This window comes from Sphingomonas morindae, assembly GCF_023822065.1.
Classification (GTDB): domain Bacteria; phylum Pseudomonadota; class Alphaproteobacteria; order Sphingomonadales; family Sphingomonadaceae; genus Solisphingomonas; species Solisphingomonas morindae.
The window spans coordinates 95,784-119,061 of record NZ_CP084931.1; the positions used below are offsets into that span (position 1 = coordinate 95,784).

Annotated in this window: 19 protein-coding genes; 8 read left to right on the forward strand and 11 right to left on the reverse strand. The window is 71.6% G+C overall.

The features are described 5' to 3' along the window. Positions 1–46: 46 nt before the first annotated feature. The 3 genes from tagH to LHA26_RS17210 are packed head-to-tail and all read right to left on the reverse strand — an operon-like array spanning position 47 to position 3,776. Positions 47–1,345 carry a type VI secretion system-associated FHA domain protein TagH gene (tagH, locus tag LHA26_RS17200; protein ID WP_252168730.1) on the reverse strand — a complete coding sequence of 433 codons (1,299 nt, stop codon included), beginning with the start codon at positions 1,343–1,345 and terminating at the stop codon, positions 47–49. Next, a complete protein-coding gene (locus tag LHA26_RS17205) occupies positions 1,342–1,881 on the reverse strand; it encodes a DUF6931 family protein (protein WP_252168731.1) in 540 nt (179 codons plus the stop codon). The genes tagH and LHA26_RS17205 overlap by 4 nt, the downstream gene beginning before the upstream one ends. Continuing rightward, positions 1,878–3,776, reverse strand: a complete 1,899-nt coding sequence (locus tag LHA26_RS17210; protein WP_252168732.1) for a type VI secretion system Vgr family protein — start codon at positions 3,774–3,776, stop codon at positions 1,878–1,880. Before LHA26_RS17210 ends, LHA26_RS17205 begins: the two co-directional genes overlap by 4 nt. 110 nt (positions 3,777–3,886) lie before the next feature. Between LHA26_RS17210 and LHA26_RS17215 the strand changes: the two genes are divergently transcribed. Continuing rightward, positions 3,887–4,900, forward strand: a complete 1,014-nt coding sequence (locus LHA26_RS17215; protein WP_252168733.1) for a type VI secretion system protein TssA — start codon at positions 3,887–3,889, stop codon at positions 4,898–4,900. Positions 4,901–5,040: 140 nt separating this feature from the next. Here LHA26_RS17215 and LHA26_RS17220 read toward each other — a convergent pair whose 3' ends face one another. Together LHA26_RS17220 and LHA26_RS17225 are read right to left on the reverse strand one after the other, a co-directional pair. Then, positions 5,041–6,219, reverse strand: coding sequence for an MFS transporter (locus LHA26_RS17220; RefSeq protein WP_252168734.1), 1,179 nt, complete (start codon positions 6,217–6,219; stop codon positions 5,041–5,043). A 47-nt stretch (positions 6,220–6,266) separates the two neighbouring features. Then, positions 6,267–8,600, reverse strand: coding sequence for a TonB-dependent receptor (locus LHA26_RS17225; protein ID WP_252168735.1), 2,334 nt, complete (start codon positions 8,598–8,600; stop codon positions 6,267–6,269). A gap of 204 nt (positions 8,601–8,804) precedes the next feature. Here LHA26_RS17225 and LHA26_RS17230 point away from each other — a divergent pair, with 204 nt between their 5' ends. From LHA26_RS17230 to LHA26_RS17240, 3 genes are all read left to right on the forward strand, one after another. Beyond that, the gene (locus LHA26_RS17230) at positions 8,805–9,881 is read left to right on the forward strand and encodes an LLM class flavin-dependent oxidoreductase (RefSeq protein WP_252168736.1); all 1,077 of its coding nucleotides are present in this window, start codon (positions 8,805–8,807) and stop codon (positions 9,879–9,881) included. After that, complete coding sequence (locus tag LHA26_RS17235) at positions 9,878–11,923, forward strand: alpha-glucosidase (protein ID WP_367890753.1); 2,046 nt, start codon at positions 9,878–9,880, stop codon at positions 11,921–11,923. Before LHA26_RS17230 ends, LHA26_RS17235 begins: the two co-directional genes overlap by 4 nt. Positions 11,924–12,065: 142 nt before the next feature. After that, a complete protein-coding gene (locus tag LHA26_RS17240; RefSeq protein ID WP_252168737.1) occupies positions 12,066–13,685 on the forward strand; it encodes an NAD(P)/FAD-dependent oxidoreductase in 1,620 nt (539 codons plus the stop codon). A gap of 52 nt (positions 13,686–13,737) precedes the next feature. Here LHA26_RS17240 and LHA26_RS17245 read toward each other — a convergent pair whose 3' ends face one another. The 5 genes from LHA26_RS17245 to LHA26_RS17265 form a co-directional block, all read right to left on the reverse strand. Next, the gene (locus LHA26_RS17245) at positions 13,738–14,790 is read right to left on the reverse strand and encodes an NAD(P)-dependent alcohol dehydrogenase (RefSeq protein WP_252168738.1); all 1,053 of its coding nucleotides are present in this window, start codon (positions 14,788–14,790) and stop codon (positions 13,738–13,740) included. A 41-nt stretch (positions 14,791–14,831) separates the two neighbouring features. Beyond that, positions 14,832–17,051, reverse strand: coding sequence for an aldehyde oxidoreductase molybdenum-binding subunit PaoC (paoC, locus tag LHA26_RS17250; protein WP_252168739.1), 2,220 nt, complete (start codon positions 17,049–17,051; stop codon positions 14,832–14,834). Continuing rightward, positions 17,048–18,001, reverse strand: coding sequence for an FAD binding domain-containing protein (locus tag LHA26_RS17255; protein ID WP_252168740.1), 954 nt, complete (start codon positions 17,999–18,001; stop codon positions 17,048–17,050). Before LHA26_RS17255 ends, paoC begins: the two co-directional genes overlap by 4 nt. Beyond that, positions 17,998–18,648 carry an aldehyde dehydrogenase iron-sulfur subunit PaoA gene (paoA, locus tag LHA26_RS17260; protein WP_252168741.1) on the reverse strand — a complete coding sequence of 217 codons (651 nt, stop codon included), beginning with the start codon at positions 18,646–18,648 and terminating at the stop codon, positions 17,998–18,000. Before paoA ends, LHA26_RS17255 begins: the two co-directional genes overlap by 4 nt. 107 nt (positions 18,649–18,755) lie before the next feature. Further along, positions 18,756–19,454 carry a dihydrofolate reductase family protein gene (locus tag LHA26_RS17265; RefSeq protein WP_252168742.1) on the reverse strand — a complete coding sequence of 233 codons (699 nt, stop codon included), beginning with the start codon at positions 19,452–19,454 and terminating at the stop codon, positions 18,756–18,758. A gap of 108 nt (positions 19,455–19,562) precedes the next feature. Here LHA26_RS17265 and LHA26_RS17270 point away from each other — a divergent pair, with 108 nt between their 5' ends. The 4 genes from LHA26_RS17270 to LHA26_RS17285 all read left to right on the forward strand — a co-directional run bounded on the left by LHA26_RS17270 (position 19,563) and on the right by LHA26_RS17285 (position 22,055). After that, a complete protein-coding gene (locus LHA26_RS17270) occupies positions 19,563–20,429 on the forward strand; it encodes an aldo/keto reductase (protein ID WP_252168743.1) in 867 nt (288 codons plus the stop codon). Between the two features lie 249 nt (positions 20,430–20,678). Next, the gene (locus tag LHA26_RS17275) at positions 20,679–20,900 is read left to right on the forward strand and encodes a hypothetical protein (protein WP_252168744.1); all 222 of its coding nucleotides are present in this window, start codon (positions 20,679–20,681) and stop codon (positions 20,898–20,900) included. Further along, positions 20,897–21,133, forward strand: a complete 237-nt coding sequence (locus LHA26_RS17280) for a hypothetical protein (protein WP_252168745.1) — start codon at positions 20,897–20,899, stop codon at positions 21,131–21,133. Before LHA26_RS17275 ends, LHA26_RS17280 begins: the two co-directional genes overlap by 4 nt. Positions 21,134–21,239: 106 nt before the next feature. Further along, positions 21,240–22,055, forward strand: a complete 816-nt coding sequence (locus LHA26_RS17285; protein WP_252168746.1) for a spermidine synthase family protein — start codon at positions 21,240–21,242, stop codon at positions 22,053–22,055. A 12-nt stretch (positions 22,056–22,067) separates the two neighbouring features. Here the strand turns inward: LHA26_RS17285 and LHA26_RS17290 are convergent, their stop codons facing one another. Next, positions 22,068–23,180 (reverse strand): YeiH family protein, encoded by a 1,113-nt coding sequence (locus LHA26_RS17290; RefSeq protein ID WP_252168747.1) that lies wholly within the window; start codon positions 23,178–23,180, stop codon positions 22,068–22,070. Positions 23,181–23,278 lie beyond the last annotated feature (98 nt).

Genomic DNA, 23,278 nt, shown 5'->3' on the forward strand with positions numbered 1-23,278 from the left:
CGCTCGCCGCCTTATGCCGGCGGCCTGTATCTGGCGGAGTGAGCGCTCAGCCCGGCGGCGGGCGGCGGCCCTTCATCTCGGCCACCTGATCCTCATAGGCGCGGCGGAACTCGCGGGCGAACAGATCCATGAACGCCTCGTCCGCACCGCGCACCACGCCCTCGAACTCGGCTTCATAGGCGCGCCACAAGGCGGCGTCGGCCGCGCCGGGCCGCAGCCGCGCGCGCCAGCCGCCGGCCGGCTGGCGCGCGCGGATCGCGGCCGGAGAGAACCGCGCCAGCGTCTCCGCCAGCGCGCCGCGCATCGCGCCGAGCGTCGCCATCTGGTGCGCCTGGAGATCCTGGAACGCATCCTCCACCGCGCGCGCGGCGGGCATGAAGCCGGGTTCGGCCGGGGCGAGCAGCTGCCGCAAAGCGCGCTCGGGCGCGCGCACGAACTTCAGCGGATTATTGCCCTCCAGTTCGAGGCTGGTGCCCTGCAGGCCGAGCTGCGCCTTGGCGCGCGCGCGGGCATCCACCATCAGCACCAGGCCGGACACGAGCTGGCGCAGCAGCGCGCCGGCGGTGGCGAGCAGCGGTGCCGGTGGCGTGTCCAGCGCCTCCGGCGTCAGGCCCAGCCCGGCGACGAACTGCGCCCAGCCGCCCTCCGGCGGCGCAGCGGCGGCGGGGGAAGCGGCGGGGGCGGCCGGACGCGGCGCGGCCGGCGCTTCGGGTGCGAGCGGCCGGTCGGCGGCGAGGGCTGCCGGCGGCGCGCTGAAACCGCCTTGCGACCAGTCGATGTCGCTCTCGCGGGCAAGCTGGCCCCAGAGATCGACGGCCGAAGGCGGCGCCGCGGCGGCGGGCGCGCTCGACCAGGCCGAGGGCAGCGCGAGCGGCGCCGGCGTATCCCAGCCGCCTCCATCCGCGACCGGCGGGGTGAGCGGCGGCGCCGCCGCGGGCGAGGTCGGCGTGTCCGGCCACGCGCTCCAGGCGGCGGGCGCCGGCTCCGCTTCCGATCCCGCTTCCGGAGGCGCGGTCGCGGCGGCATCCGGCGCCGACAGGCTGGCGTGGATCGCATAGGCGCCGATGTCCAGCCGATCGCCGTCGCGGATCGGATGCGGCGCGGTCAGCCGCGTCTCGGCGCCGTTGACGAAGGTGCCGTTGGTGCTGCGATCCACCAGCAGATAGGTTCCGTCGCGATAGCTGATCTCGCAATGCCGCGCCGAAACATGGTTGCGCGGATCGGGCAGGCACCAATCGGCATGGGTGGAGCGTCCGATCAGCGCGCCGTGGCGATCGAGCCGGAAGCAGGCGGGCTGGCCATTGTCGAGCGTGTCGCGGCCGGCGATGGTGAGCGTGAGGGTCATGGCTGATGTCCCTGGCGGGCGAGGAGAAGACCGGCGTCGAGCGCGGCCGCCCGCGCGGCCGGCGGATCGGCCTGTTCGGCGGCGGCGGCGAGCACCGCGCCAGCCACGAAACGTCCGGCGGTGGCGCGCGGCGCGGCGAAGGGGGGCGCCCCGTCCGGCGCCAGCGAGCCGCCGGCGGTGAAGGCGGCGAAGGCGCACAGGCGCGCGGGGCTGGCGGCGGGGCGCGCCGCCGCCACCGCGCCGGCGGCGCGGCGATGGGCTTCCGATGGATCGCGCAGCCACGCGGTCACCGCCGCCAGCAGCGCCGGATCGGGGGCGCGGCCCTGTGACGCCACCATGCGCGCGGCCCAGGCGACCGCCTCGAACCGGGGCAGCGCCTGGGCGAGAAAGCGGATCGCGTCGCGATCACGCCCCGCCGCGCGCAGCGCCTCGAAGAAGCGGGGCGGCGGCGCCCGCTCGTCCGGCTGGGGCGGCCAGCCGAGCAGCGCCGTGATCTGGCCGGCCTCGGTCCAGATGGTGGCGGGCCAGTCGCTCACAGGATGGTCAGCGCGCCGCCGAGCAGGTTCAGCATCGCCTCCCCCGCCAGCGTGGCGACGCTGCCGTTCAGCGTCATCACCGTCTCGGCCTCGGCGGTGATGGTGAGGCCGTTCATCGCCAGCCCCATCTCGGTGAGCGAAATCACCGAAGGCCCGACCGTGAGCGTGATGCCGAGCGGCGTGATGGTGAGGCTGTTGGGGCCGACACGCAGGCTGATGCTCTTCGCCGCCTCAATCGTGGCGGCGCCCTGCGCCACCGTCAGCCGATGATCGCCGGTGGTGACGCGGGTCTCGTCGTCGCGGTGCACCGTGGCGGTGCGGTCGCGTCCGATGCGCGCGGCATCGTCGAGCAGCACCTCCACCAGCCGATCGCGCTGGGCGCGCAGATAGACCTGCTCGGCGCCACCGCGATCCTCGAACATCAGCTCGTTATAGCCCGGTCCGGCGGGGGTGGCGGCGGCGCCGGCATAGCTGCCCGAGGCGCCGATGCTGCGCGAGCGGAACAGCGCACGGGTGCGGTGCGCGGGCAGATCATAGGGGTGGAGATGCTCCGAATTATAGACGCGGCCGGTGACGATCGGGCGATCCGGATTGCCATCGAGAAAGGAGACGATCACCTCCTGCCCGGTGCGCGGCAGCGCGACATGGCCGAAGCCCGATCCCGCCGAGCCCTGGGCGACGCGCAGCCAGCAGGATCGCGCCGCGAGCGGCGCCTCGTCGGGCCGGCCCCAGAGAAAGCGCACGCGGACCCGGCCGAGCGGATCGGCCGCGCCGTCATCGGCGCCGCCCGCCATGATGATCGCCGTCTCCGGCCCGGCGCTGGGGCGCGGCGTGCGGTGCGGCGCGCGCCACTTGGTTTCGGCGGGCACCGCCTCGATCGCGACGCGCCGCGCCTCGGCGGGATTGCCCGAGCGATAGGGTTCGGCGTCGAGGCTGTAGCGGAGCGACGTGATCAGAAACGTCTCGCCCCGGCCGAAGGCGGCATCCGAATCGAGCCGGAAACGGCCGCCGCAGTGCAGCCCGATGGCATCGCCGGCGCCGCTGTAGCGGCGCTGCTCGGCACGCGCCGCCTCCAGCCGCACCCGCGCCCAGTGCGCCGCCAGCGCCTCGTCCACGAAATCGCCGCTATACTCGTGATCGTCCTGGCCGTCGGCGGCGTTGCGCGCGGCGCTCTCGGCGGTGCCGTGGCGCGTCTCGCTGGTCTGATAGTCGAAGCTCTGGAGCAGGACGCGCGTCTCGCCGCCACTCGTCACCGCTTCCTGCCATGTCCACAGGCTCTCGGCGAGGCCGCCGCTGCGGCCCGACCAGTCCGGACGGAGCTTGATCGTCTCATAGCCGGGCGCGGGCTGGTGCGCGCCGGGGCCATCGGCCAGCACCAGCACATGCTCGTCCCGCTCATGGCGGAAATAATAGTAAATGCCTTCGCGCTCCATCAATCGGGAGAGGAAGGCGAAGTCGCTTTCACGATATTGGGTGCAATAAGGCCAGGGCTGATAGCTGTTCTGGAGCTTGCCATAGTCAACCCGGCGGCTTTGCCCTTCCAGCACGACGCGCGCAATTTCGACCACGGTCTTCTGCTCGAATATCCGATAGGCACGATTATGCTCCAGCAGATGCAGCCAGGGCCGCAGGATGAGGCGGTAGTGGAAGCCCTGGTCTTCCTGCCGCAGATAGAGCGCTTCGATCAGCAGCGCGTGGAAGAAGCGCACCGAGCGCTCCAGCTCGAACACCTCGATCGAAGCGGGCTTGCCGAGATGGGGCAGGAAATCCACCCGGTCCTCCAGCACGACCTCGGCCTCGATCGTGAACAGGCCGCTCAGCCTTTCGGTCGCCTCGAAGTGGATCAGCCGGATCGGGGCGCCGGCGTCGAGCGTGATTTCGGCCTGGCGCTTCACGCGGCGCGCCCTCCCGCCGGGTTACATTTGTCGCGATTGCGTCGATTGAAGGCGGGGCGGACCCGATTAAAGCGGGGCGCATCCGCACTCAGCCCAGAAGGGAGCAGGGCATGACGCCCGATCTCGAGACGCTTCTCGCGCCCGTGCCCGGCGACGATCCCGCCGGCCCCGATCTCGCCTATGATCCTCAGCGCCACCTCATCGAACAGGCGTTCGACACGCCGGTTTCGATCGATGCCTCGGGGCAGGCGGCCGATGCGCCGGACCTTGACTGGCGCACCATCATCGCCGCGATCGTCGCGCAGAGCGCGCGCACCAAGGATGTGTGGCTGCCCGTCTATCTCTGCCGCGCGGGGGCGCGGGCGGGCGATCTCGCGACGGTGGCCTGCGGCGCGCAGGCGCTGGCGGGTCTGCTGGAACGCTATTGGGAGACGGCGCATCCAAGGCTGGAAGACTATGGCTTCGCCGCCCGGCGCGGCGCCTGCGACACGCTCACCAGCTATCGCGAGTTCCTCGCCCCGCTGGAACGGCTCGTGCTGGTGGATCATGCCCGGCTGGGCCGCTTCACCGCCGCCGATCTGATCCGGCTCGCGCGCGGTGGCGAGACCGAGCCGGGCTATGGTCCGTTCCGCGCCGCGCTGGACGAAGCCGGCCTCGCCCCGCTGACCGACGCCATGGCCCACCTGATCGCGCTGCGCGAGGCGCTGCGGGCCACCGATCGGCTGCTCATGGCGCATGCGGGCAGCGATACGGGCACCAATTTCGCCGCGCTCTACGCCTGGCTGGATTCGCTCGAGGCGGCGCTGCGCCACGTCCTGCCCCAAGACGAGCCGGAGGCCACCGATGCCGGGACCGAAGACGCGGAGGCCGATCCGGCAGTCCCGGCCGGCGCCGGTGCTGCCGCCGCCCGGCCGGGGCGCATCGGCTCGCGCGAGGATGTCGTCCGCGCGCTCGATGCGGTGATCGGCTATTATCGGGCGCAGGAACCCGGCAGCCCGGTGCCGCTCCTGCTGGAACGCGCCAAACACTGGGTCGCGCTCGATTTCATGGCCGTTCTGGAGGATATCGCGCCGGCCGCGCTCGCCGATGCCGGCGCGCTGCTCCAGTCGCGCCTCGGGGCTTGATCCATGGCCCATGCCGATCTCCTGTCCCGCGCCTGCTGATCGCGCGAGCCATAGAACCGCGACGCGCCGGACCGGAACCGCTAAGCGGTTTCACCTGAAACCCGGGCCGCGCCGCTTGGCCGATGGTCGCCGGCGGCGTGTCAGCCCGCGGTCGGGGGCGCCGGCGCCAGCCGGGGCACGCACAGCTGCACCAGGGCCAGGCCGATCAGATAGGAGCCGCCCGTCGCGATCAGCAGCGGGGCATAGCCATGGCCCCGATCGAGCGACCAGCCGGCCGCCTCGATCATCGCCATGCCCGCGAGATTGCCGGCAAAGGCGGCGATGCCGATGGCGCGGCCGACCAGATCGGGCGCGAACAGATCGGTCGCGAGCGCGAAGACGTTGGTGGAAAAGCCCTGATGCGCGAACAGCGCGAGGCCGAGCAGCGCCGCGCCCGCCCAGGGGCTGGCGGTGAGCAGCACCGCCGGCGCGGCGAGGATCAGCAGCGCGCAGGCGAGCATCGGCGCCTTGCGCGCGCGATCGAGGCTGACACCTCGCGCGCGCAGCCGGGCCGGGAACCATCCGCCCGCCAGCGCGCCCAGCGCGGCCATGGCATAGACCAGCGCCACCGGCGCGCCGAGCGCGCCCTGCGACAGGCCGAAGCGGCGGTGGAACAGATCGGGCGTGAAGAAGAGCAGGAACCACCAGACATTGTCCGAGAACATCTTGGCGGCGATCAGCGCGGCGAGGCGCCGGTCCGCTCGCAGCGCGGGGCGGCGGGCCGTCTCGGCCGGCGGCCGCGCCACGGGCGCCGGCGCCGGCACGGCCAGCCACGCCGTCACCCAGACCAGCCCCAGCCCGCCCGCGAGCAGAAAGGCCGCCCGCCAGCCAAAGGCCAGCGCCAGCGGCGGGATCGCCAGCGGCGCCGCCACCGCGCCGAGATTCGACGCCATGTTGCCGATGCCGAGCATCAGCGTTCGTTGCCGCTCGGGAAAATAGGTGGCGGCGGTCTTGACCTGGGCGGGCGTGCCGATCGCCTCGGCGGCGCCCAGCAGCGCGCGCACCCCGATAAAGCCGGCCACGCTGGCGACCAGGGCATGCGCCATCGCCGCCAGGCTCCATGTGGCCACGCCCAGCGCGAAGCCGCGACGCAGCCCGAGCCGGTCGATCAGCCAGCCCGCGCCGAGAAAGGCCAGCGCGGAGGCGAACTGGAAGGCGGAGGCCATATGGCCATAGGCGCGCTCGCTCCAGCCGAACTCCGCCTGGAGGCTGGGCTTGAGCAGCGCCAGCATCTGGCGGTCGACATAATTGAGGATGATCGCGGCGAAGGCGAGCGCCACGATCGCCCATTGGCGCGCGCCCAGCCGCGGATCGGCGCCGCCCCCGCTCAGAAATTCACCCGCCCGGTGACGCCGACATAGCGATCGGCATCGCGCGGGATCTGGTAGCGATAGCTGCCCGAGGGCCCGCCATTCTGGATCGCAGCGGCGAAGCTCTGGTCGAGCAGGTTGCGCACCTGCACCGTCAGCCGGTAGCGATCGCCGCGATCGCCGATCCCGGCGGACAGGTTGATCAGGCCATAGCCCTTGATCGTGGCGAGCTGCCGCTGCACCGGATCGGGCGAGAACAGCGCCAGCTGCTTGGATTGCGCATTGCCCTGCGCCCCGAAGAAGAGATCGATCGCGCCGCCGGTGCGCCAGCGGTAATCGGCGGCGAGCGAGCCCTTCCAGCGCGGCGCGAACTGGAGCGACGTGCCGGCCGGGATCACGGCCGTGGCCGGCGCGCCCGGCGCCTGGAAGAAGCGATCGACATGCGCGTCGGTATAGGCGATCCCGCCCGTCACCGACAGGTCGCGTAACGGCCGCCAGAGCAGATCGGCCTCGCCGCCGCGCGTCGAGACGGCGCCCGCATTGGTGAAGCGCGTGACCACCACGCCCGCCACCAGATCCGGGTTGTTGGCCTGGAAATTGTGGTATTTTGCGTAGAAGGCGTCGAGATTGAGCACGAGCGTGCCGCCGAACAGGCTGTTCTTCAGCCCGATCTCGAAGCTGTTCGAGGTTTCCGGCGCGATGGCGTTGGTGCCGGTCGCGGTGAGATTGTAGAAGACGTTGAACGCCGGGCCCTTATAGCCGCGCGTATAGCTCACATAGCCGGTTACCGCGCGCGTCAGGTCATATTGGACCGCCGCCTTGCCCGAGAGGTTGGTGTTGGTCGCCTTGCCGTTGAAGCGGCCGGCGGGCTGGCCCGTGCCGGTCGGGGTGGCGGGAAAGCTGGGATTGATGCCCGGCCCGGCGAGCAGCGTGTCGCGGCTGTGGAACACGGTCAGCTCGTCGGCGGTGAAGCGCGCGCCGCCGATCAGGCGCAGCCGGCTGGTGAGATTGGCCGTGCCCTGGCCGAACAGCGACATGGTCTTGAACACCGATCCGAAATCGGCCGTGCCGCTGGGGAAGGTGGAAGGCCGGGCGGCGGCGCTGTCGCAGGGTACCAGGCTGGTCGCGGGCGCGGCGCTGGTGCAGACCTGATCGTCGCGGCGGAAGATCCGCTCCGAAAAGGCGCGCGAGTAATAGGCGCCGACGACATAGGAGAGGAATTGCCGCAAGGGCGAGGCGATCCGCACCTCCTGGCTGAAGGTGTGGCCCCGTTGCGGCCCGAAATCGTGCAGCTGGTTGAAGCCCGCATAGGCGCGCGGCAGGAAATCGCCGTCGCGGATCTCGGTATTCTTATAGTCGCGATAGGCGGTGATCGTCGTCACCGTCTGCGTGCCCAGCGTGAAATCGCCCTGCAGCGAGATGCCATAGCCCGTCTCGCGCGTGCGCGTCACCAGATCCTGCGCGATCGCGCGGCTCTTGTCGCCGCGCGGCGCCGGCAGAGCGGCGAAGGCGGCGCTGGCGATCGGCTGGCCGGCGGCGTTGAGCGGTCCCGTCCCGATCACCTCGGCGCAGCAATCGTCGTTATTGTGGTGATAGTCGGCGATCAGCGCGAAGCGCGCGGTCGTGCTCGGCGTCCAGTTGATCTGGGCGCGGCCGCCCTCATGCTGATAGCCGTTCACCCGCCGCCCGAGCGCGACATTGTGGATATTGCCGTTGTAGCGGCCGTAGAAGCCGCTGAACCGGGTGAGCAGCGTGTCGCTGAGCGGCACGTCCACCGCGCCGCGCGTGCGCACCTCGCTGGCGGTGTAGAAGCTCGCCTCTGCATAGCCGCCGAAGCGCCGGCCCGGCTGGCGCGTGGTGATGTTGATCACGCCGGCCGAGGCATTCTTGCCGAACAGCGTGCCCTGCGGGCCGCGCAGCACCTCGATCTGGTCGATGTCGATCAGATCGGAGAACGCCTCGCCGGGCCGGCTATAGACGACGCCGTCGATCACGGTCGACACCGAGGGTTCGCCCGCGATCGAGAAGGTGGCGGTGCCGACGCCGCGCAGGAACAGCGACTGGTTGAGCGTGGTGCCGGACTTCTGGAAGTTGAGCGCGGGGATCAGGCTGGCTGCGCTCTCCAGGCTCGGCCGGCCCTGCGCCGCCACCGCCTCGCCCGAGACGACGGACACGGCAAGCGGCACTTTCTGCAGGCTCTCGGAGCGTTTCTGCGCCGTGACCACGATCTCGCCCGGCGCCGGTGCCGGCGTCGCGGCCGGGTCGCTGGCCGCCGATGCGCCGCCCTGCGCCAGCGCCGGCGTTGCCGCCGCCGCCCACAAGGCCGCGCTCCATCCCTGTCTCCACCCCATGATCCGCTCCCCTTTGTCGCCCGCCCTCGCTGCCCGAGCGAACGAAGCCCGTGTAGCGCAATGCTTCTTGGCCCGGCCCAAGCTTATCTTGAGCGCCCGGCTAGGCTTTGCTGCTAGGCGTGCGGCCGCTGGCATCGGTCGCGCGTCGGGCGCATAACGCGGCGAGCCCGCGTCCGGGGCCAAGCGGCAGCAGGTGGAGGATTGATGAGCGCGATGCAGGGCGAGTGCGAGGTGAGCTGGTTTTCCGCTTTGTGCGACGATGATTACGAGTTTCTCGGCGTCAGCGATCCGCGGCTGCGCTCCAGCTTCGCCCACTGCCGCGATATCGCGCTTCAGGCGGAGAGCGGCGGCTATGACAATCTGCTGCTTCCCTCAGGCTATGCGCTCGGCATCGATACCACCGCCTTTGCCGCCGCCATGGCGCCGCTGCTGCGCCGGCTGCAGCTGCTGATGGCGGTGCGCGTGGGCGAGCTGTGGCCGCCCCAGCTCGCGCGCCAGATCGCCACCATCGACCAGATGCTGCAAGGCCGGCTGACGGTGAACATCATCTCGTCCGATCTCCCGGGCGAGCGGCTCGACTCGGCGCCGCGCTACCGCCGGACGCTGGAGGCGATGACGATCCTGCGCGCGCTGCTCGGCGGCGAGGCGCTCGATCATCGCGGCGAGTTCTGGCAGTTCGCGGTCGAGCCGCCGCGCGTCGCGCCGGTGGCGGGGCGCTGCCCGCCGCTCTATTTCGGCGGCCTGTCGGAGGATGCGCGCGAAGCGGCGGCGCAGGGTTGCGACGTGTATCTGATGTGGCCCGACCGCGAGGCGGCGGTGCGCGACCTGATCGCCGATATGCGCGCGCGCGCCGCGCGCCATGGCCGCACGCTGCGCTTCGGCTATCGCGTTCATGTCGTGGTCCGCGAGACCGAGGAGGCCGCGCGGCGCGCCGCCGACCGGCTGCTCTCGCGGCTCGACGATGCCACCGGCGCGGCGATCCGCGCGCGGTCGCTCGATAGCCAGTCGGCCGGCGTGGCCGCGCAGGCGGCGCTGCGCGACGGCGCCGCCGAGGATGGCTATGCCGAGCCCCAGCTCTGGACCGGCATCGGCCGCGCGCGCTCGGGCTGCGGCGCCGCCATCGTCGGCGATCCCGATCAGGTGCTCGCCAAGCTCGAGGCCTATCGCGCCATGGGCATCGAGGCCTTCATCCTGTCGGGCTATCCGCATGCTTCGGAAGCCGATCTCTTCGCGCGCCACGTATTGCCCCGGCTGCCGCACGCGCCGCTGAGCCGCGCGTGAGCGCGCCATCGGCGGCGGCGCCGCGGCTGCACTGGTCGGCCGAGGGCGTCACGCTCTGGCTGGCGGACCGGATGATCCTGCGCCACGCGGCGGATCGGCCGGCGCTGTTCGTCGGGCGCGGCGCGGCGCGGGTGCGCATGGATCGCGGCAATTTCGCGCTGGCGGATCGGCTGGAGGAGCGGATCGCGCTCCGCCACGCTACGCCGCTGCAAGAGGGCGGCGACGGGGCCGGGCTGCTGCTCGCGCCCGCGCCGGGGGCGGCGCCGCTGCTCCGCGTGCGGCTCGAGGCCGACGGGCTGGCGCTGGAGCCGCTCGATCCCGCGCTCAACCGCTTCTGGCTGCGCCTCGTCGCGGAGCCCGGCGAGCGGCTCTGGGGCGGCGGCGAGCAAATGTCCTATGTCGATATGGCGGGGCGCCGCTTCCCTTTCTGGACGTCCGAGCCCGGAATCGGCCGCGACAAGGCCAGCCCCGTCACCTTCGAGGCGGATCGCGAGGGCGGCGCCGGCGGCGATTACTGGACCACCAACTATCCCCAGCCGACGCTGCTCTCCTCGCGCCGCTACGCGCTGCATGTCGAGACGAGCGCCTATAGCTGCTTCGATTTCACCGATCCCACCGGCCACGAGATCGAGGCCTGGGCGATCCCCGCGCGGATCCGGCTGGCCGCCGCGCCGCGCTTCGCCGGGCTGGTGACGATCCTGTCCGACTGGTTCGGCCGGCCGCCGCGGCTGCCGCGCTGGGCCTATGAAGGCGCGATCATCGGCCTCAAGGATGGCGCGGCGAGCTTCGCGCGGCTGGAGACGATCCTCGCCGCCGGCGCCGCCGTGTCGGGCCTGTGGTGCGAGGATTGGGTGGGAGTGCGGCAGACCAGCTTCGGCCGCCGCCTCTTCTGGGATTGGCGCGCCAACGCCGCGCGCTACCCCGATCTGCCCGCGCGCATCGCCGCGCTGGCCGCGCGCGGCATCCGGTTCCTCGGCTATGTGAACCCCTATCTGGCGGTGGACGGCGCGCTGTATGGCGAAGCGCAGGCCGCCGGCCTGCTCGCGCTTCGGCTGGACGCGGACGCGCCCTATCATGTCGATTTCGGCGAGTTCGAGGCGGCGATCGTCGATTTCACCCGGCCCGAGGCGATCGACTGGTTCGCCGAGCGGGTGATCGGGCGCGAACTGCTCGACGCCGGCCTGTCCGGCTGGATGGCCGATTTCGGCGAATATCTGCCGGTCGATCTGCGGCTGGCCGATGGCAGCGATCCGCTGCTTGCGCATAATCGCTGGCCGCTGCTCTGGGCCGAGGTCAACCGCCGCGGCATTGCGGGGCGGGGGCGGACCGGGGACGCGCTGTTCTTCATGCGCGCCGGCTTTTCGGGCCTGTCGGGCCTCTGTCCGCTGCTTTGGGCGGGGGACCAGCTGGTCGATTTCTCGCGCCATGACGGGATCGGCACCGTCGTGCGTGCCGCGCTCTCGGCGGGGCTGGTGGGCAATGCCTATCACCATGGCGATCTCGGCGGCTATACCAGCCTCTATGGCGTGCGGCGCACGCCCGAGCTGCTGATGCGCTGGAGCGAACTCGCCGCCTTCACGCCCGTGATGCGCAGCCATGAGGGCAATCGGCCCGAGGAGAATCTTCAGCTGGATCAGGATGCGACGGTGCTAGCCCATTTCGCGCGGATGAGCCGCGTCCATGCCGCGCTCGCGCCCTATGTGGCGCGGCTGTGCGAGGAAGCTGTCGCCACCGGCCTGCCGCTGCAGCGCCCGCTGTTTCTGGATCATGAGGATGATCCCGCATGCTGGGGCATCGAGACGGCCTATGGCTATGGCCGCGATCTGATCGTGGCGCCGGTGCTGGAGGCGGGGATGGCGCGCGCGCGCCCCTATCTGCCGGCGGGGCGGTGCTGGATCCATCTGTGGACGGGCGCGTGCCACGCCGGCGGCGCCGCGGCGGACGTGCCGGCGCCGCTCGGCGCGCCGCCCGTCTTCTATGCGGAGGACAGCCCCTTCGCCCCGCTGTTCGGCGCCATCGGCCGCGATTTCGCGCTGGCCTGACGCGGCGGCGCGGCGCGCGCGGCGCGCGCAGGCCGTGGCGAAAGCGGTGGACTTCGCGCCGGCCTCTGCCTATCGGCTCCCGGTTCACGTCGCCGCCGCCGCGCGGCGGGGCCACGGCCGGGCCGTGCGCCGGGAAGAAGCCATGATACGTCTCACCGGATTGAAGCTGCCGCTCGGCCACGCGGCCGACGCCCTCCTCCCCGCGATCCGCGCCCGGCTGGGCCTCGCCGAGGATGCGCCGCTCGGCTACACCATCGCCCGCCGGGGCAATGACGCGCGCCGGAAAAGCGCGATCCAGATGGTCTATACCGTCGATGTCGAGGTGGCGGACGAAGAAGAGCTGCTCGCCCGGCTGGCGCGCGATCCCGATGTGCGGCCGACGCCCGACACGCGCTATCATTTCGTCGCCCAGGCGCCGGCACACCGCGCCGGGCCGCGTCCGCTGGTGATCGGCGCCGGGCCCTGCGGCCTGTTCGCGGGGCTGATCCTCGCGCAGATGGGGTTCCGCCCGATCATCCTCGATCGCGGCAAGATGGTACGCGAACGGACCAAGGACACCTGGGGCCTGTGGCGGCGCGGGCAGCTCGATCCCGAAAGCAATGTCCAGTTCGGGGAGGGCGGCGCGGGCACCTTTTCCGATGGCAAGCTGTGGAGCCAGATCAAGGATCCCCGGCATCTCGGGCGCAAGGTGCTGACCGAGTTCGTCGCCGCCGGCGCGCCGCCCGAAATTCTCACCGAGGCGCATCCGCATATCGGCACCTTCCGCCTCGTCACCATGGTCGAGGCGATGCGGCGCACGATCGAATCGCTCGGCGGCGAATATCGCTGGCGCCACATGGTGGAGGATCTGCTGCTCGAACCCGGCGCCGATGGCCGCGCGCGCGTGCGCGGCGTGGTGCTGGCCGATGGCGGCGTGATCGAGGCGGATGCGGTGGTGCTGGCGATCGGCCACAGCGCCCGGCCCAGCTTCGCCATGCTGCACGCGCGGGGCGTGCATATGGAGGCCAAGCCCTTCTCGCTCGGGGTGCGGATCGAGCATCCGCAATCCTGGATCGATCAGGCGCGCTTCGGCGCCTGCGCGCGCCATCCCGATCTCGGCGCGGCCGCCTATACGCTGGCGCATCACTGCGCCAACGGGCGCACCGTCTACAGTTTCTGCATGTGTCCGGGCGGCCGCGTGGTGGCGGCGACCTCGGAACCGGGCCGCGTCGTCACCAACGGCATGAGCCAATATTCGCGCGCCGAGTTCAACGCCAATTCGGGCCTCGTCGTCGGGATCGATCCGGCCCGGGACTATCCGGGCGGCCCGCTCGCCGGGATCGACCTGCAGCGCCACTGGGAGGAGCGCGCCTTCGTGGCGGGCGGCGGCGATTATTCCGCGCCGGTGCAGCGCGTGGGCGACCTGCTCGCGGGACGCGCCTCGACCGCGCTCGGGGCGGTCACCCCGTCCTACAAGCCCGGCGTGCGCCCCACCGATCTCGCCGCGTGCCTGCCGCCTTTCGTGATCGAGGCCTTTCGCGAGGCGCTGCCCGTGTTCGGCCGCCAGATCGCCCGCTATGACGATCCCGACGCGGTGCTGACAGGCGTGGAGACGCGCACAAGCTCGCCGGTGCGGATCACGCGCGGCCGCGACTATCAGAGCCTCTCCACCGCCGGCCTGTTCCCGGCGGGCGAGGGGGCGGGCTATGCCGGCGGCATCCTCTCCGCCGCGATCGACGGCATCAAGGTGGCCGAAGCGGTCGCGCTCGCGCTGACCGGGTGAGGCGCCGACCTGGCCGGCGGGACGCGACGCGCGCGCCCGGCCGGGGCGGGGGCTAGGCCGCGAGCGTGGCGCTGTCGATCACGAAGCGATATTTGACGTCGCTGCGCTGCATGCGGTCATAGGCGGTCTCGATATCCTGGATCGCGATCATCTCGATATCGGCGACGATCCCGTGCTCGGCGCAGAAGTCGAGCATCTCCTGCGTCTCCGCGATGCCGCCGATCAGCGAACCGGCGATCGAACGACGCTTGAAGATCAGCGCCGAGACATCGGGAGCGGGGTGGGGATGCTCGGGCACGCCGACCAGCGTCAGCGTGCCGTCGCGCTTGAGCAGCCTGGTCAGCGCATCGAGATCATGGCTGGCCGCCACCGTGTCGAGGATGAAGTCGAAGCTGTTGGCATGGGCCTGCATCTCCGCCTCGTTGCGCGAGACCACCACCTCGTCGGCGCCGAGCGCCAGCGCATCGTCGCGCTTGGCCTCCGAGGTGGTGAAGGCGACGACATGCGCGCCCATGGCATGGGCTATCTTCACCCCCATATGGCCGAGCCCGCCAATGCCGACGATGCCCACCTTCTGGCCCGGTCCCACGGCCCAGTGGCGCAGCGGCGAATAGGTGGTGATGCCCGCGCACAGCAGCGGCGCCACCGCCGCCAGCTGTTCGGCGGGATGGCGGATGGTGAGCACGAACTTGTCGCTGACGACGATCCGCTGCGAATAGCCGCCCAGCGTGTGGCCGGGCGCATCGGGAGTCGGGCCGTTATAGGTGCCGACAAAGCCGTTCTCGCAATATTGCTCCAGCCCTTCGCCGCAGGAGGGGCAATGCTGGCAGCTGTCCACCATGCAGCCCACGCCCACCACGTCGCCCGGCTTGAAGTCGGTCACGTCGTCGCCCACCGCCGAGACGGTGCCGACGATCTCGTGCCCCGGCACGCAGGGATAGAGCGTGCCCGCCCATTCGGAACGGACGGTGTGGAGATCCGAGTGGCACACGCCGCAATAGGCGATCTCGATCTGCACGTCGTGCGCGCCGGGGGTGCGGCGCTCGATCGCGATCGGCTCCAGCGGCGTGTCGGCGGCGTGCGCGCCATAGGCTTGGACGGCCATGTTCAGTCCTTCAACATCGGGGGGAAAAATCGGGCGGGCGCTCAGACCAGCGCCGGCAGATGCGCGAGATGCTTGTCGAGCGTGATCGGATAGTCGCGCACGCGCACGCCGGTGGCGTTGTAGATGGCGTTCGCCACCGCCGCGCCGACGCCGCACAGGCCCAGCTCGCCCACGCCCTTGGCCTTCATAGGATTGGCGCGCGGATCGCTTTCCTCGAGGAAGACCACTTCCTGGTGCGGGATGTCGGCGTGGACGGGCACTTCGTAACCGGCGAGATCATGGTTGACGAACAGGCCGAAGCGCGGATCGACATCCAGCCGCTCCATCAGCGCGGCGCCGACCCCCATCGTCATCGCGCCGATCACCTGGCTGCGCGCCGCCTTGGGGTTGAGGATGCGGCCGGCGGCGCACACCGCCAGCATCCGCCGCACGCGCGTGACGCCGGTATAGCGGTCGACGCCGACCTCGACGAAATGGGCGCCGAAGGTGGACATCTGCCACGTCTTGTCGAGATCGCCATAGTCGATCCGATCCTCGGCGGTGAGCGGACCGGCGGCGGCGGCGTCGGCGAGCGCGGCGCTGCGGCCGCCCACGCGCACCTGGCCGTCGCTGAACTCGGCCGCCTCGGGATCGAGGCCGAGCCGGTCCGCGACCGCGCGGCGCAGCGCCACGCACGCCGCATAGACGCCGGCGGTGGCATTGGCCGCGCCGAACTGCCCGCCCGATCCCGCCGATACGGGGAAGGCGCTGTCGCCCAGCCGCACCGTCACGGCCTCGAGCGGAAGCCCCATCATCTCGGCCGCGGTCTGCGCGATGATGGTGTAGCTGCCGGTGCCGATATCGGTCATGTCGGTTTCCACCGTCACCCGGCCGCCCCGCTCCAGCCGCACCCGCGCGCCCGACGCCATGTTGATATGGTTGCGAAAGGCCGAGGCGACGCCAAGCCCGACAAGCCAGCGCCCATCCTGGTGGCGGCCCGGCCGGGGATCGCGACGCGACCAGTCGAACAGCGCCGCGCCCTCGGTGAGGCAGCGCGCCAGCTGGCGCTGCGAAAAGCGCCGCTGCGGCTTTTCGGGATCGACCTGCGTGTCGTTCTTGATGCGGAAGGCGATCGGATCCATGCCGAGCTTCTCGGCCATCTCGTCCATCGCGATCTCCAGCGCCATCATCCCCGGCGCCTCGCCGGGCGCGCGCATGGCGTTGCCCTCGGGCAGATCGAGCACCGCCAGCTTCATCGCGATCCGGCGATTGGCGCCGGCATAGAGGAGCTTGGTCTGGTTGACGGCGGTTTCCGGGCTGCCATCGGGCTGATCGCCCGATCCGCTCTCGTGCGCGAGCGCGGTGATGATGCCGTCCCGCGTGGCGCCGATCTGGATGTGCTGGCGGGTGGCGGGGCGATGGGTGGTGTTGTTGGCGATCAGCGGCCGCTGCAGCGCCACCTTGACCGGCCGGCCGACGGCGCGCGCGCCCAGCGCCGCGAGCAGCGCGTCCGCGCGCAGGAAGAGCTTGCCGCCAAAGCCGCCGCCGACATAGGGCGCGATCAGCCGCACCTTCTCCTTGGGCAGGCCCAGCGTCTTGGCGAGATCGCCGCGCCCCCAGTCGATCATCTGGTTGGAGGTGTAGACGGTGAGCTGGTCGCCCGTCCACCAGGCGGTGGAAGCGTGCGGCTCCATCATCGCGTGGCTGTGATCGGGCGTGGCATAATGCGCGTCGAGCCGCACCGGGGCGGCGGCGAAGGCCTGTTCGAACTGGCCGACGCGATCGATCGGCGGCGCGCCGGAGCCCTCCTTGCTGTCGCCGCCGGTATAGGGCGCGGCCGGCAGCGCGGCATCGAGATCAAACCGCCCGGGGGCGCGCGCATAATCGATCCGGATCAGCCCGGCGGCGGCGCGCGCCTGCTCGAAACTGTCCGCCACCACCAGCGCCACCGCCTGGTGATAATGATCCACCACCGGGCCGCCGAGCAGCTTGACCGTGTTGAACTTGCCCTTGGCGAGCGGGCCGGCATTGGCGGCGGTGACGATCGCCAGCACCCCCGGCGCGGCGCGCGCCGCCTCCAGATGCATGGCCGCGATCCGCCCCTTGGCGATCGCCGCGCCGACCACATAGCCATAGGCGGCATGGGCGATGTCCGCGTTATGCTCATAGGCATAGGGCGCGGTGCCGCTGGTCTTGAAGGGGCCGTCGATCCGGTCCTGCGGGCGGCCGATCAGCCGCTGCCGATCGATGGGATTGGGGCCGGCGGGGCTGTCGAACTTCATGCGGTCCTCGTCTGCGCGATCACGCCGGCGAGCGCGCGCTCGGCCAGCACCAGCTTGAAGCCATTGTCCCTGGTCGGCCGCGCGCCCGCGAAGAGCTGCGCCGCCACCGCATGCGCGCCCTGCGGCAGGGCGGCATCGGCCGCCGCGACGCGCCACGGCTTGTGCGCCACGCCGCCCAGCGCCACCCGGCCGCTGCCATCGGGCTGGATCACTGTCGCCACGCTCACGAGCGCGAACGCATAGGAGGCGCGATCGCGCACCTTCTCATAGCCCTGCACGCCGCCGATCGGCTTGGGCAGGGTCACGGCGGTGATCAGCTCGCCCGGGGTCAGCACGGTTTCGATGTGCGGCGTGTCGCCCGGCAGGCGATGGAAATCGGCGATCGGAATGGCGCGCGTGCGGCCCTCGGCGTTCACCGTCTCGACGGTCGCATCGAGCAGCCGCATCGCCACCGCCATGTCGGAGGGATGGGTGGCGATGCAGGCGTCGCTCGATCCGATCACCGCCAGCCCGCGCGACACGCCGCCCAGCGCCGCGCAGCCCGCGCCGGGCGTGCGCTTGTTGCAGGGCATGTTGGTGTCGTAGAAATAGGGGCAGCGGGTCCGCTGGAGCAAATTGCCGGCGGTGGTCGCCTTGTTGCGCAGCTGGCCCGAGGCGCCCGCCACGATCGCGCGGGTGAGCGCGCCATAATCGCGGCGCACGCGCGGATCGGCGGCGAGCGCGGTGTTGGTGACAAGCGCGCCGATGCGCAGCCCGCCCCCGTCCGTGGCCGTGATCGTATCGAGGCCGATATCCTGCACGTCGACCAGATGCACCGGCGTCTCCACCTCGATCTTCATCAGATCGAGCAGATTGGTGCCGCCGGCGAGGAATTTGGCGCCCGGCCGCGCCGCCACCGCGCGCGCCGCCGCGACCGGATCGGCCGCGCGCTCATAGGTGAAGGCCCTCATGCCGAACGGCCTCCCTGCGCGACCTCGGCCATGGCCTCGGCGATGTTGGAATAGGCGCCGCAGCGGCAGATGTTGCCGCTCATCCGCTCGCGCATCTCGAGCGGGCTCGCCTGCGGCGCGGCGGTGATATCCGCCTGGACATGGCTGGGAATGCCCTGCCGTATCTCGTCCAGCACCGCCACCGCCGAGCAGATCTGCCCGGGCGTGCAATAGCCGCACTGATAGCCGTCATGCTTGACGAAGGCGGCCTGCATCGGGTGGAGCGCGGCCGGCGTGCCGAGCCCCTCGATCGTCGTCACCCGATCGCCCTGGTGCTGGAGCGCGAGGCTGAGGCAGGCATTGATCCGCGCGCCGTTGACGATCACCGTGCACGCGCCGCACTGGCCGTGATCACACCCTTTCTTGGTGCCGGTGAGATGAAGATGCTCGCGCAGCGCATCGAGCAGGCTGGTGCGCGTGTCGAGCGTGAGATCGTGGCGCTGCCCGTTCACCTCGAGCGAGACGGGCATGATCGACGGCGCCGGCCCGGCGCGCGGGGCCGGGGTGGTGGGCGCGGCCGCGGCCGGCGCGGCGACGATCACCGCCGTCGCGGCGCCGCCGGCGAGAAGTCCGCGCCGCGACAATTCAGTTTCGGACGTGTCCGCCATGCCATCCCTTTCCGCCCGATCCACAGGATCGAGCCCGGCTTACCCCCTTAACCCCTTCGTCCCGCAAACGAAGCATAAGCATCGCTCATCGCGGCGATGAGCCGGGCTCATGCGTCGCGGCTGACCGCGTAGCGCAGCCACAGCAGACCGCCGGGCAGCTGGTCCTGATGGGTGAGCGCGATCCGGCCGATCGGCGGCGCGGCGTGATCGGATCCTGCGGGCGCGTCGAACAGCGACGGCGCGTCGCCCGATCCATCCACGGCGGGGACAAGGACGAGGCTGATCTCGTCCACCAGCCCGGCGCGGAGAAAGGCGCCGTTGACGGTGCCGCCGCCTTCCAGCAGCAGGCGATCGAGCCCCAGCTCGGCTTCCAGCGTGGCGAGCGCGGCGGCGAGATCGAGCCTGTCTTGGCCGGCGAAGATATAGCCCACGCCATCCGCGCGAAGGCCGGCGAGATGCGCGTCCGTCACCGCCTCGGTCAGCACCACGACGATCGCGTCGCCGCCGATATCGGCGCGGCCCCAGGCGATCTTGCCTTCGGCGTCGAGCACGATGCCATAGGCGTCCGCGTCGCGGCGGGGCAGCCAGGGGGTGCGGGGCAGGGCGGCCGCGTCCGTGTCCGGATAGGCCTCGCCGCGCGCGAATTCGGCGCCGGTGACGCGCCCCACCAGCCAGCTTCCGCCCCCCAGCCTTTCATGCACCGCCTCGAACACGTCGTCGCCGAAGGCGTCCTTGGGCGTCCAGCGATCGGACAGGATGCGTCCGTCGAGGCTGGTGGCCATGTGGCAGGTGATCCGGATGGTCATGCGGCGCCGCTCCCTCAAGTGCCACCACTCAACGCATCAGCCGCGGAATCGATGAACCCGCGCGGCGTTGGGCGGTTGGGCGGCCATCCAGCTGCGGAGCCTTGCGCCATGCCCGATCCCGACGCGCGTCCATCCGGCCAGTTCGCCCTTGGCGGCGACCTCCCCGTCACCCGGCTCGGCTTCGGGGCGATGCGCATCACCGGGCCGGGTGTCTGGGGCGAGCCCGAGGACCGCGACGCGGCGCTGCGCGTGCTGCGCCGCCTGCCCGAACTGGGCGTCGACCTGATCGACACCGCCGACAGCTATGGGCCTTATGTGAGCGAGACGCTGATCGGCGAGACGCTCGCGCCCTATGACGGGCTCACCATCGCCACCAAGGGCGGGCTGGTGCGCTATCCGAACAACCCAAGCCCCTGGCCGCAGATCGGCGACCCGCATTATCTGCGCCAGTGCGTGCATATGAGCCTGAGGCGGCTGAAGCTGGAGCGGCTCGATCTATGGCAGCTCCACCGCATCGATCCCAAGGTGCCGCAGGACGAGCAGTTCGGCGCGATCCGCGCCTTTCTCGACGAGGGGCTGATCCGTCATGCCGGGCTCAGCCAGGTGTCGGTGGAGACGATCGAGGCGGCGCGCCGCATCTTCCCCGTCGCGACGGTGCAGAACCGCTATAACCTCGCCGATCGCGCCGACGAGGATGTGCTGGACTATTGCGAGGCGCACGGCATCGGCTTCATCCCCTGGTTCCCGCTCGCGGCGGGCGATCTCGCCAAGCCCGGCGGGGCGGTGGATCGCATCGCCCAGGCGCATGGCGCCACGCCGGGGCAGATCGCGCTCGCCTGGCTGCTGCGCCGCAGCCCGGTGATGCTGCCCATCCCCGGCACCGGCAATGTCGCGCATCTCGAGGAGAATGTCGCGGCGGCGTCGATCCGGCTCAGCGACGAGGACTTCGCCACGCTCGACAAAGCCGCCGCCTGACGCACGATCGGCGACGCCCGCCCTTGCGCCGGGCGGGCATCGCGGCGATACTGGCGGCACCGCGTCCCCGGCTCGAGCATGGCGCGGCTGAGAGATGATATGCGCTCCCGCTTGGCCCCCATGAGGCGCGTCACGGAGAGCAATGGCGATCGCGATGCCCCGAAGCTTTCCCGAACGATCGGGCACGCCGCGCCGCCGCGCGGCGGCCTCCGCGCCGTGCCCGCGCGCCTCTTGCCGAAGGAATTGCTCATGACCACCATCACCTCCGCAGCCACGCTGCCGGGCGAGGCCGGCTTTTGCCGCACCCAGGCCGATCGCGAACAGCGCGAGGCGGACATGGCGACGCTCGCCAATGTCCGCGAGAAGCATCAGCGCGCCGCCGATCGCTGGACGGCGCTGGCGGATCGCGCCGCCGGCCGCGCCGCCAGCCGCGATGCGCGCGCGGCGCCCGCCACGCCGGTGCCGCAATGACCGCCGTCGAACCCATCGAGGCGCGGCTGATGCGGCTGGATCCGGGCGCGCCGGGCCGGCCCCGCGCGCCCTTCGGCCGCCCGCGCGAGATCGCGCGGGGCGCGCTGCCGGCGCTGATCGCGCTGGTGCGCGAGGAGGATTGCGAGGAATGGTGGCGCTACACCATCCTCAGCGACGATGCCGCACCGCTGCGCGGCGCTGATCTGCGGGCGCGGCTGCGCGAGCCGGGCTGAACGCAAGCCCCTCTTGCCAGCGCGGCCCGAACCTGCGCAGGGAGGCGGCCTCTTCCCGATTGCGGCCCGCCCCGGCGGCGTGCGCTTTACTCCCCGACAGGAAAAGATGATGAGGCGCCTGCGCACGGCCAACCGGCGGCACCGCCGGGCGGTGAGATTCAACGCCGGGATGGTCGCCGCCAATGACGGCCTCGCCTGGCTGCGCGCGGCGCCCGACCTCGCCGCCGTACCGCCCCCCGCGGCGCCGTCGCCCCGGCCGCCGGTGCGGATCGTCGGCACCGCCGAGATCCCAGGCGGCGGGGTGCTGCACCTCGCCGAATGCGGGGGCGACTTTTCGATCCAGTTCGATGCCGACGAGCTGATGGGCAGCCACGACCATGTGTCCGAAGAAGCCTTCGCCACGCTCGCCCGCGCCGCCCTGCCGGATGGCGCGGGGCCAGTGCTGATCGGCGGGCTGGGCATGGGCTTCACGCTGCGCGCGGCGCGCGGCGCCTGGCCGGCGCCGGCCGAGATCATCGTGGCGGAGCTGGTGCCCGGCGTGGTGGAGTGGGCGCGCGGCCCGCTCGCCCATCTGTTCGGCGACAGCCTCGACGATCCGCGCGTGCGCATCGCCATGGGCGATGTCCATGCCCTGCTGGACGCGAGCGAGGGCGCCTATCAGGCGATCCTGCTCGATGTGGACAATGGCCCGGACGGGTTCATGCGGCCGGAAAATGATCGCATCTATTGCGACTGGGGGCTGCGCTCGGCGCATCGCGCGCTGCGGCCCGGCGGCGTGCTCGGCATCTGGTCGGCCTATCCCGATCCCGACTTCCGCGCGCGCTTCGGCGCCTGCGGCTTCGCGGTGGAGGAGCATGTCGTGCCCGCCTTCGCCGGCAGCACCGAGGATCATCACCTGCTCTGGTTCGGCCGCCGGGACTGACCACCGCCGCCGTCAGGCAGGCGGCAGCAGCCGGATCAGCGCCAGGGCGAGGCCGATCAGCACCGCGAGCGAGAGCGCGACGGCCAGCGTCACCCGGCCGCCGGCGCCCGTCACGGCGCGCAGATCGACTCCCAGGCCGAGCCCCGCCATCGAGACGGTGGTCAGCAGCGTCGCGCTCCGCGCGATCGGCGCCAGCGCGGTATGCGGCACCAGATCCGCCGAGCGCAGCCCGAGCAGCAGCAGGAAGCCGAGGATGAACCAGGGCACGAGCTGACCGAGCCGGGGGCGTGGGCCCGGGTTCGCGCCCGTCGCGCCCAGCCTTGGCGCCAGCAGCGCCAGCAGGAGGCAGACCGGCCCCAGCATGAGCACGCGGACCAGCTTGACCAGCGTGCCCGCCTGCACCGCCGTCGCGCCCAGCGGCGCGGCCGCCGCGATCACCTGCGGCACCGCATAGACGGTGAGCCCCGCCAGCATGCCATAGCGCATGCCGGCGAGGCCGAGCATCGCGCCGAGCAGCGGCAGGCCCAGCACCACGCCCACGCCGAGCACGGCGGTGAAGCCGATCGAGGCGGCGACATCCTCTCCCTCGGCGCCGATCACGGGCGCCACCGCCGCGATCGCGCTGTTGCCGCAGATCGCATTGCCGCAGGCGACGAGCAGCGCCATGCGCGGCGCGAGCCCGAGCAGCCGCCCCAGGACGAAGCTGGCGAGGATCGCCACCGCCACCAGCGCCGCGATGCCGAGCAACAGCGCCGGCCCCGCCGCGACGAGGCTCGCCACGCTCGCCGAGGCGCCGAGCAGCACCACCGCCACCTCCAGCAGGATCTTCGCGCTGAAGCCGATACCGGCCGAGAAGCGCGCGTCGGGCGCCCAGCCGGTGCGGATCAGCGTGCCGAGCAGGATCGCCAGCACCAGCGCCTCGAGCCAGGCGCGGCCGAACAGCCACTGCTCGGCCGCGGCGAGGCCATAAGCGAACAGGGTGACGATCAGGCAGAGCAGCAGGCCGGGCAGGAGAGCGCGCAGCGCCGACAGCGGGGCGGGCCGCGCGTCCGATCGCACCGGCGCCGCAGGCCGGGGCGCGGCAAGCGGAGTGGTGGTGCGGGTGGGGAAAAAGGGTGCGGTCATGCTCAGGCCTTTCTACAGGCCGGCACCTTGACGCTGGCAGAAGATCGCTTCCAACGATTGCTTATGCTTGTTCCAATCGCCTCGTGCGATTGAAACAC

Excerpts from the sequence above, each read along its gene's own strand:
- tagH (WP_252168730.1), bottom strand. The coding sequence starts at position 1,345 with ATGACCCTCACGCTCACCATCGCCGGCCGCGACACGCTCGACAATGGC.
- LHA26_RS17215 (WP_252168733.1), top strand. The coding sequence starts at position 3,887 with ATGACGCCCGATCTCGAGACGCTTCTCGCGCCCGTGCCCGGCGACGAT.
- LHA26_RS17225 (WP_252168735.1), bottom strand. The coding sequence starts at position 8,600 with ATGGGGTGGAGACAGGGATGGAGCGCGGCCTTGTGGGCGGCGGCGGCA.
- LHA26_RS17230 (WP_252168736.1), top strand. The coding sequence starts at position 8,805 with ATGAGCGCGATGCAGGGCGAGTGCGAGGTGAGCTGGTTTTCCGCTTTG.
- LHA26_RS17240 (WP_252168737.1), top strand. The coding sequence starts at position 12,066 with ATGATACGTCTCACCGGATTGAAGCTGCCGCTCGGCCACGCGGCCGAC.
- LHA26_RS17245 (WP_252168738.1), bottom strand. The coding sequence starts at position 14,790 with ATGGCCGTCCAAGCCTATGGCGCGCACGCCGCCGACACGCCGCTGGAG.
- paoC (WP_252168739.1), bottom strand. The coding sequence starts at position 17,051 with ATGAAGTTCGACAGCCCCGCCGGCCCCAATCCCATCGATCGGCAGCGG.
- LHA26_RS17255 (WP_252168740.1), bottom strand. The coding sequence starts at position 18,001 with ATGAGGGCCTTCACCTATGAGCGCGCGGCCGATCCGGTCGCGGCGGCG.
- paoA (WP_252168741.1), bottom strand. The coding sequence starts at position 18,648 with ATGGCGGACACGTCCGAAACTGAATTGTCGCGGCGCGGACTTCTCGCC.
- LHA26_RS17265 (WP_252168742.1), bottom strand. The coding sequence starts at position 19,454 with ATGACCATCCGGATCACCTGCCACATGGCCACCAGCCTCGACGGACGC.
- LHA26_RS17270 (WP_252168743.1), top strand. The coding sequence starts at position 19,563 with ATGCCCGATCCCGACGCGCGTCCATCCGGCCAGTTCGCCCTTGGCGGC.
- LHA26_RS17275 (WP_252168744.1), top strand. The coding sequence starts at position 20,679 with ATGACCACCATCACCTCCGCAGCCACGCTGCCGGGCGAGGCCGGCTTT.
- LHA26_RS17280 (WP_252168745.1), top strand. The coding sequence starts at position 20,897 with ATGACCGCCGTCGAACCCATCGAGGCGCGGCTGATGCGGCTGGATCCG.
- LHA26_RS17285 (WP_252168746.1), top strand. The coding sequence starts at position 21,240 with ATGATGAGGCGCCTGCGCACGGCCAACCGGCGGCACCGCCGGGCGGTG.
- LHA26_RS17290 (WP_252168747.1), bottom strand. The coding sequence starts at position 23,180 with ATGACCGCACCCTTTTTCCCCACCCGCACCACCACTCCGCTTGCCGCG.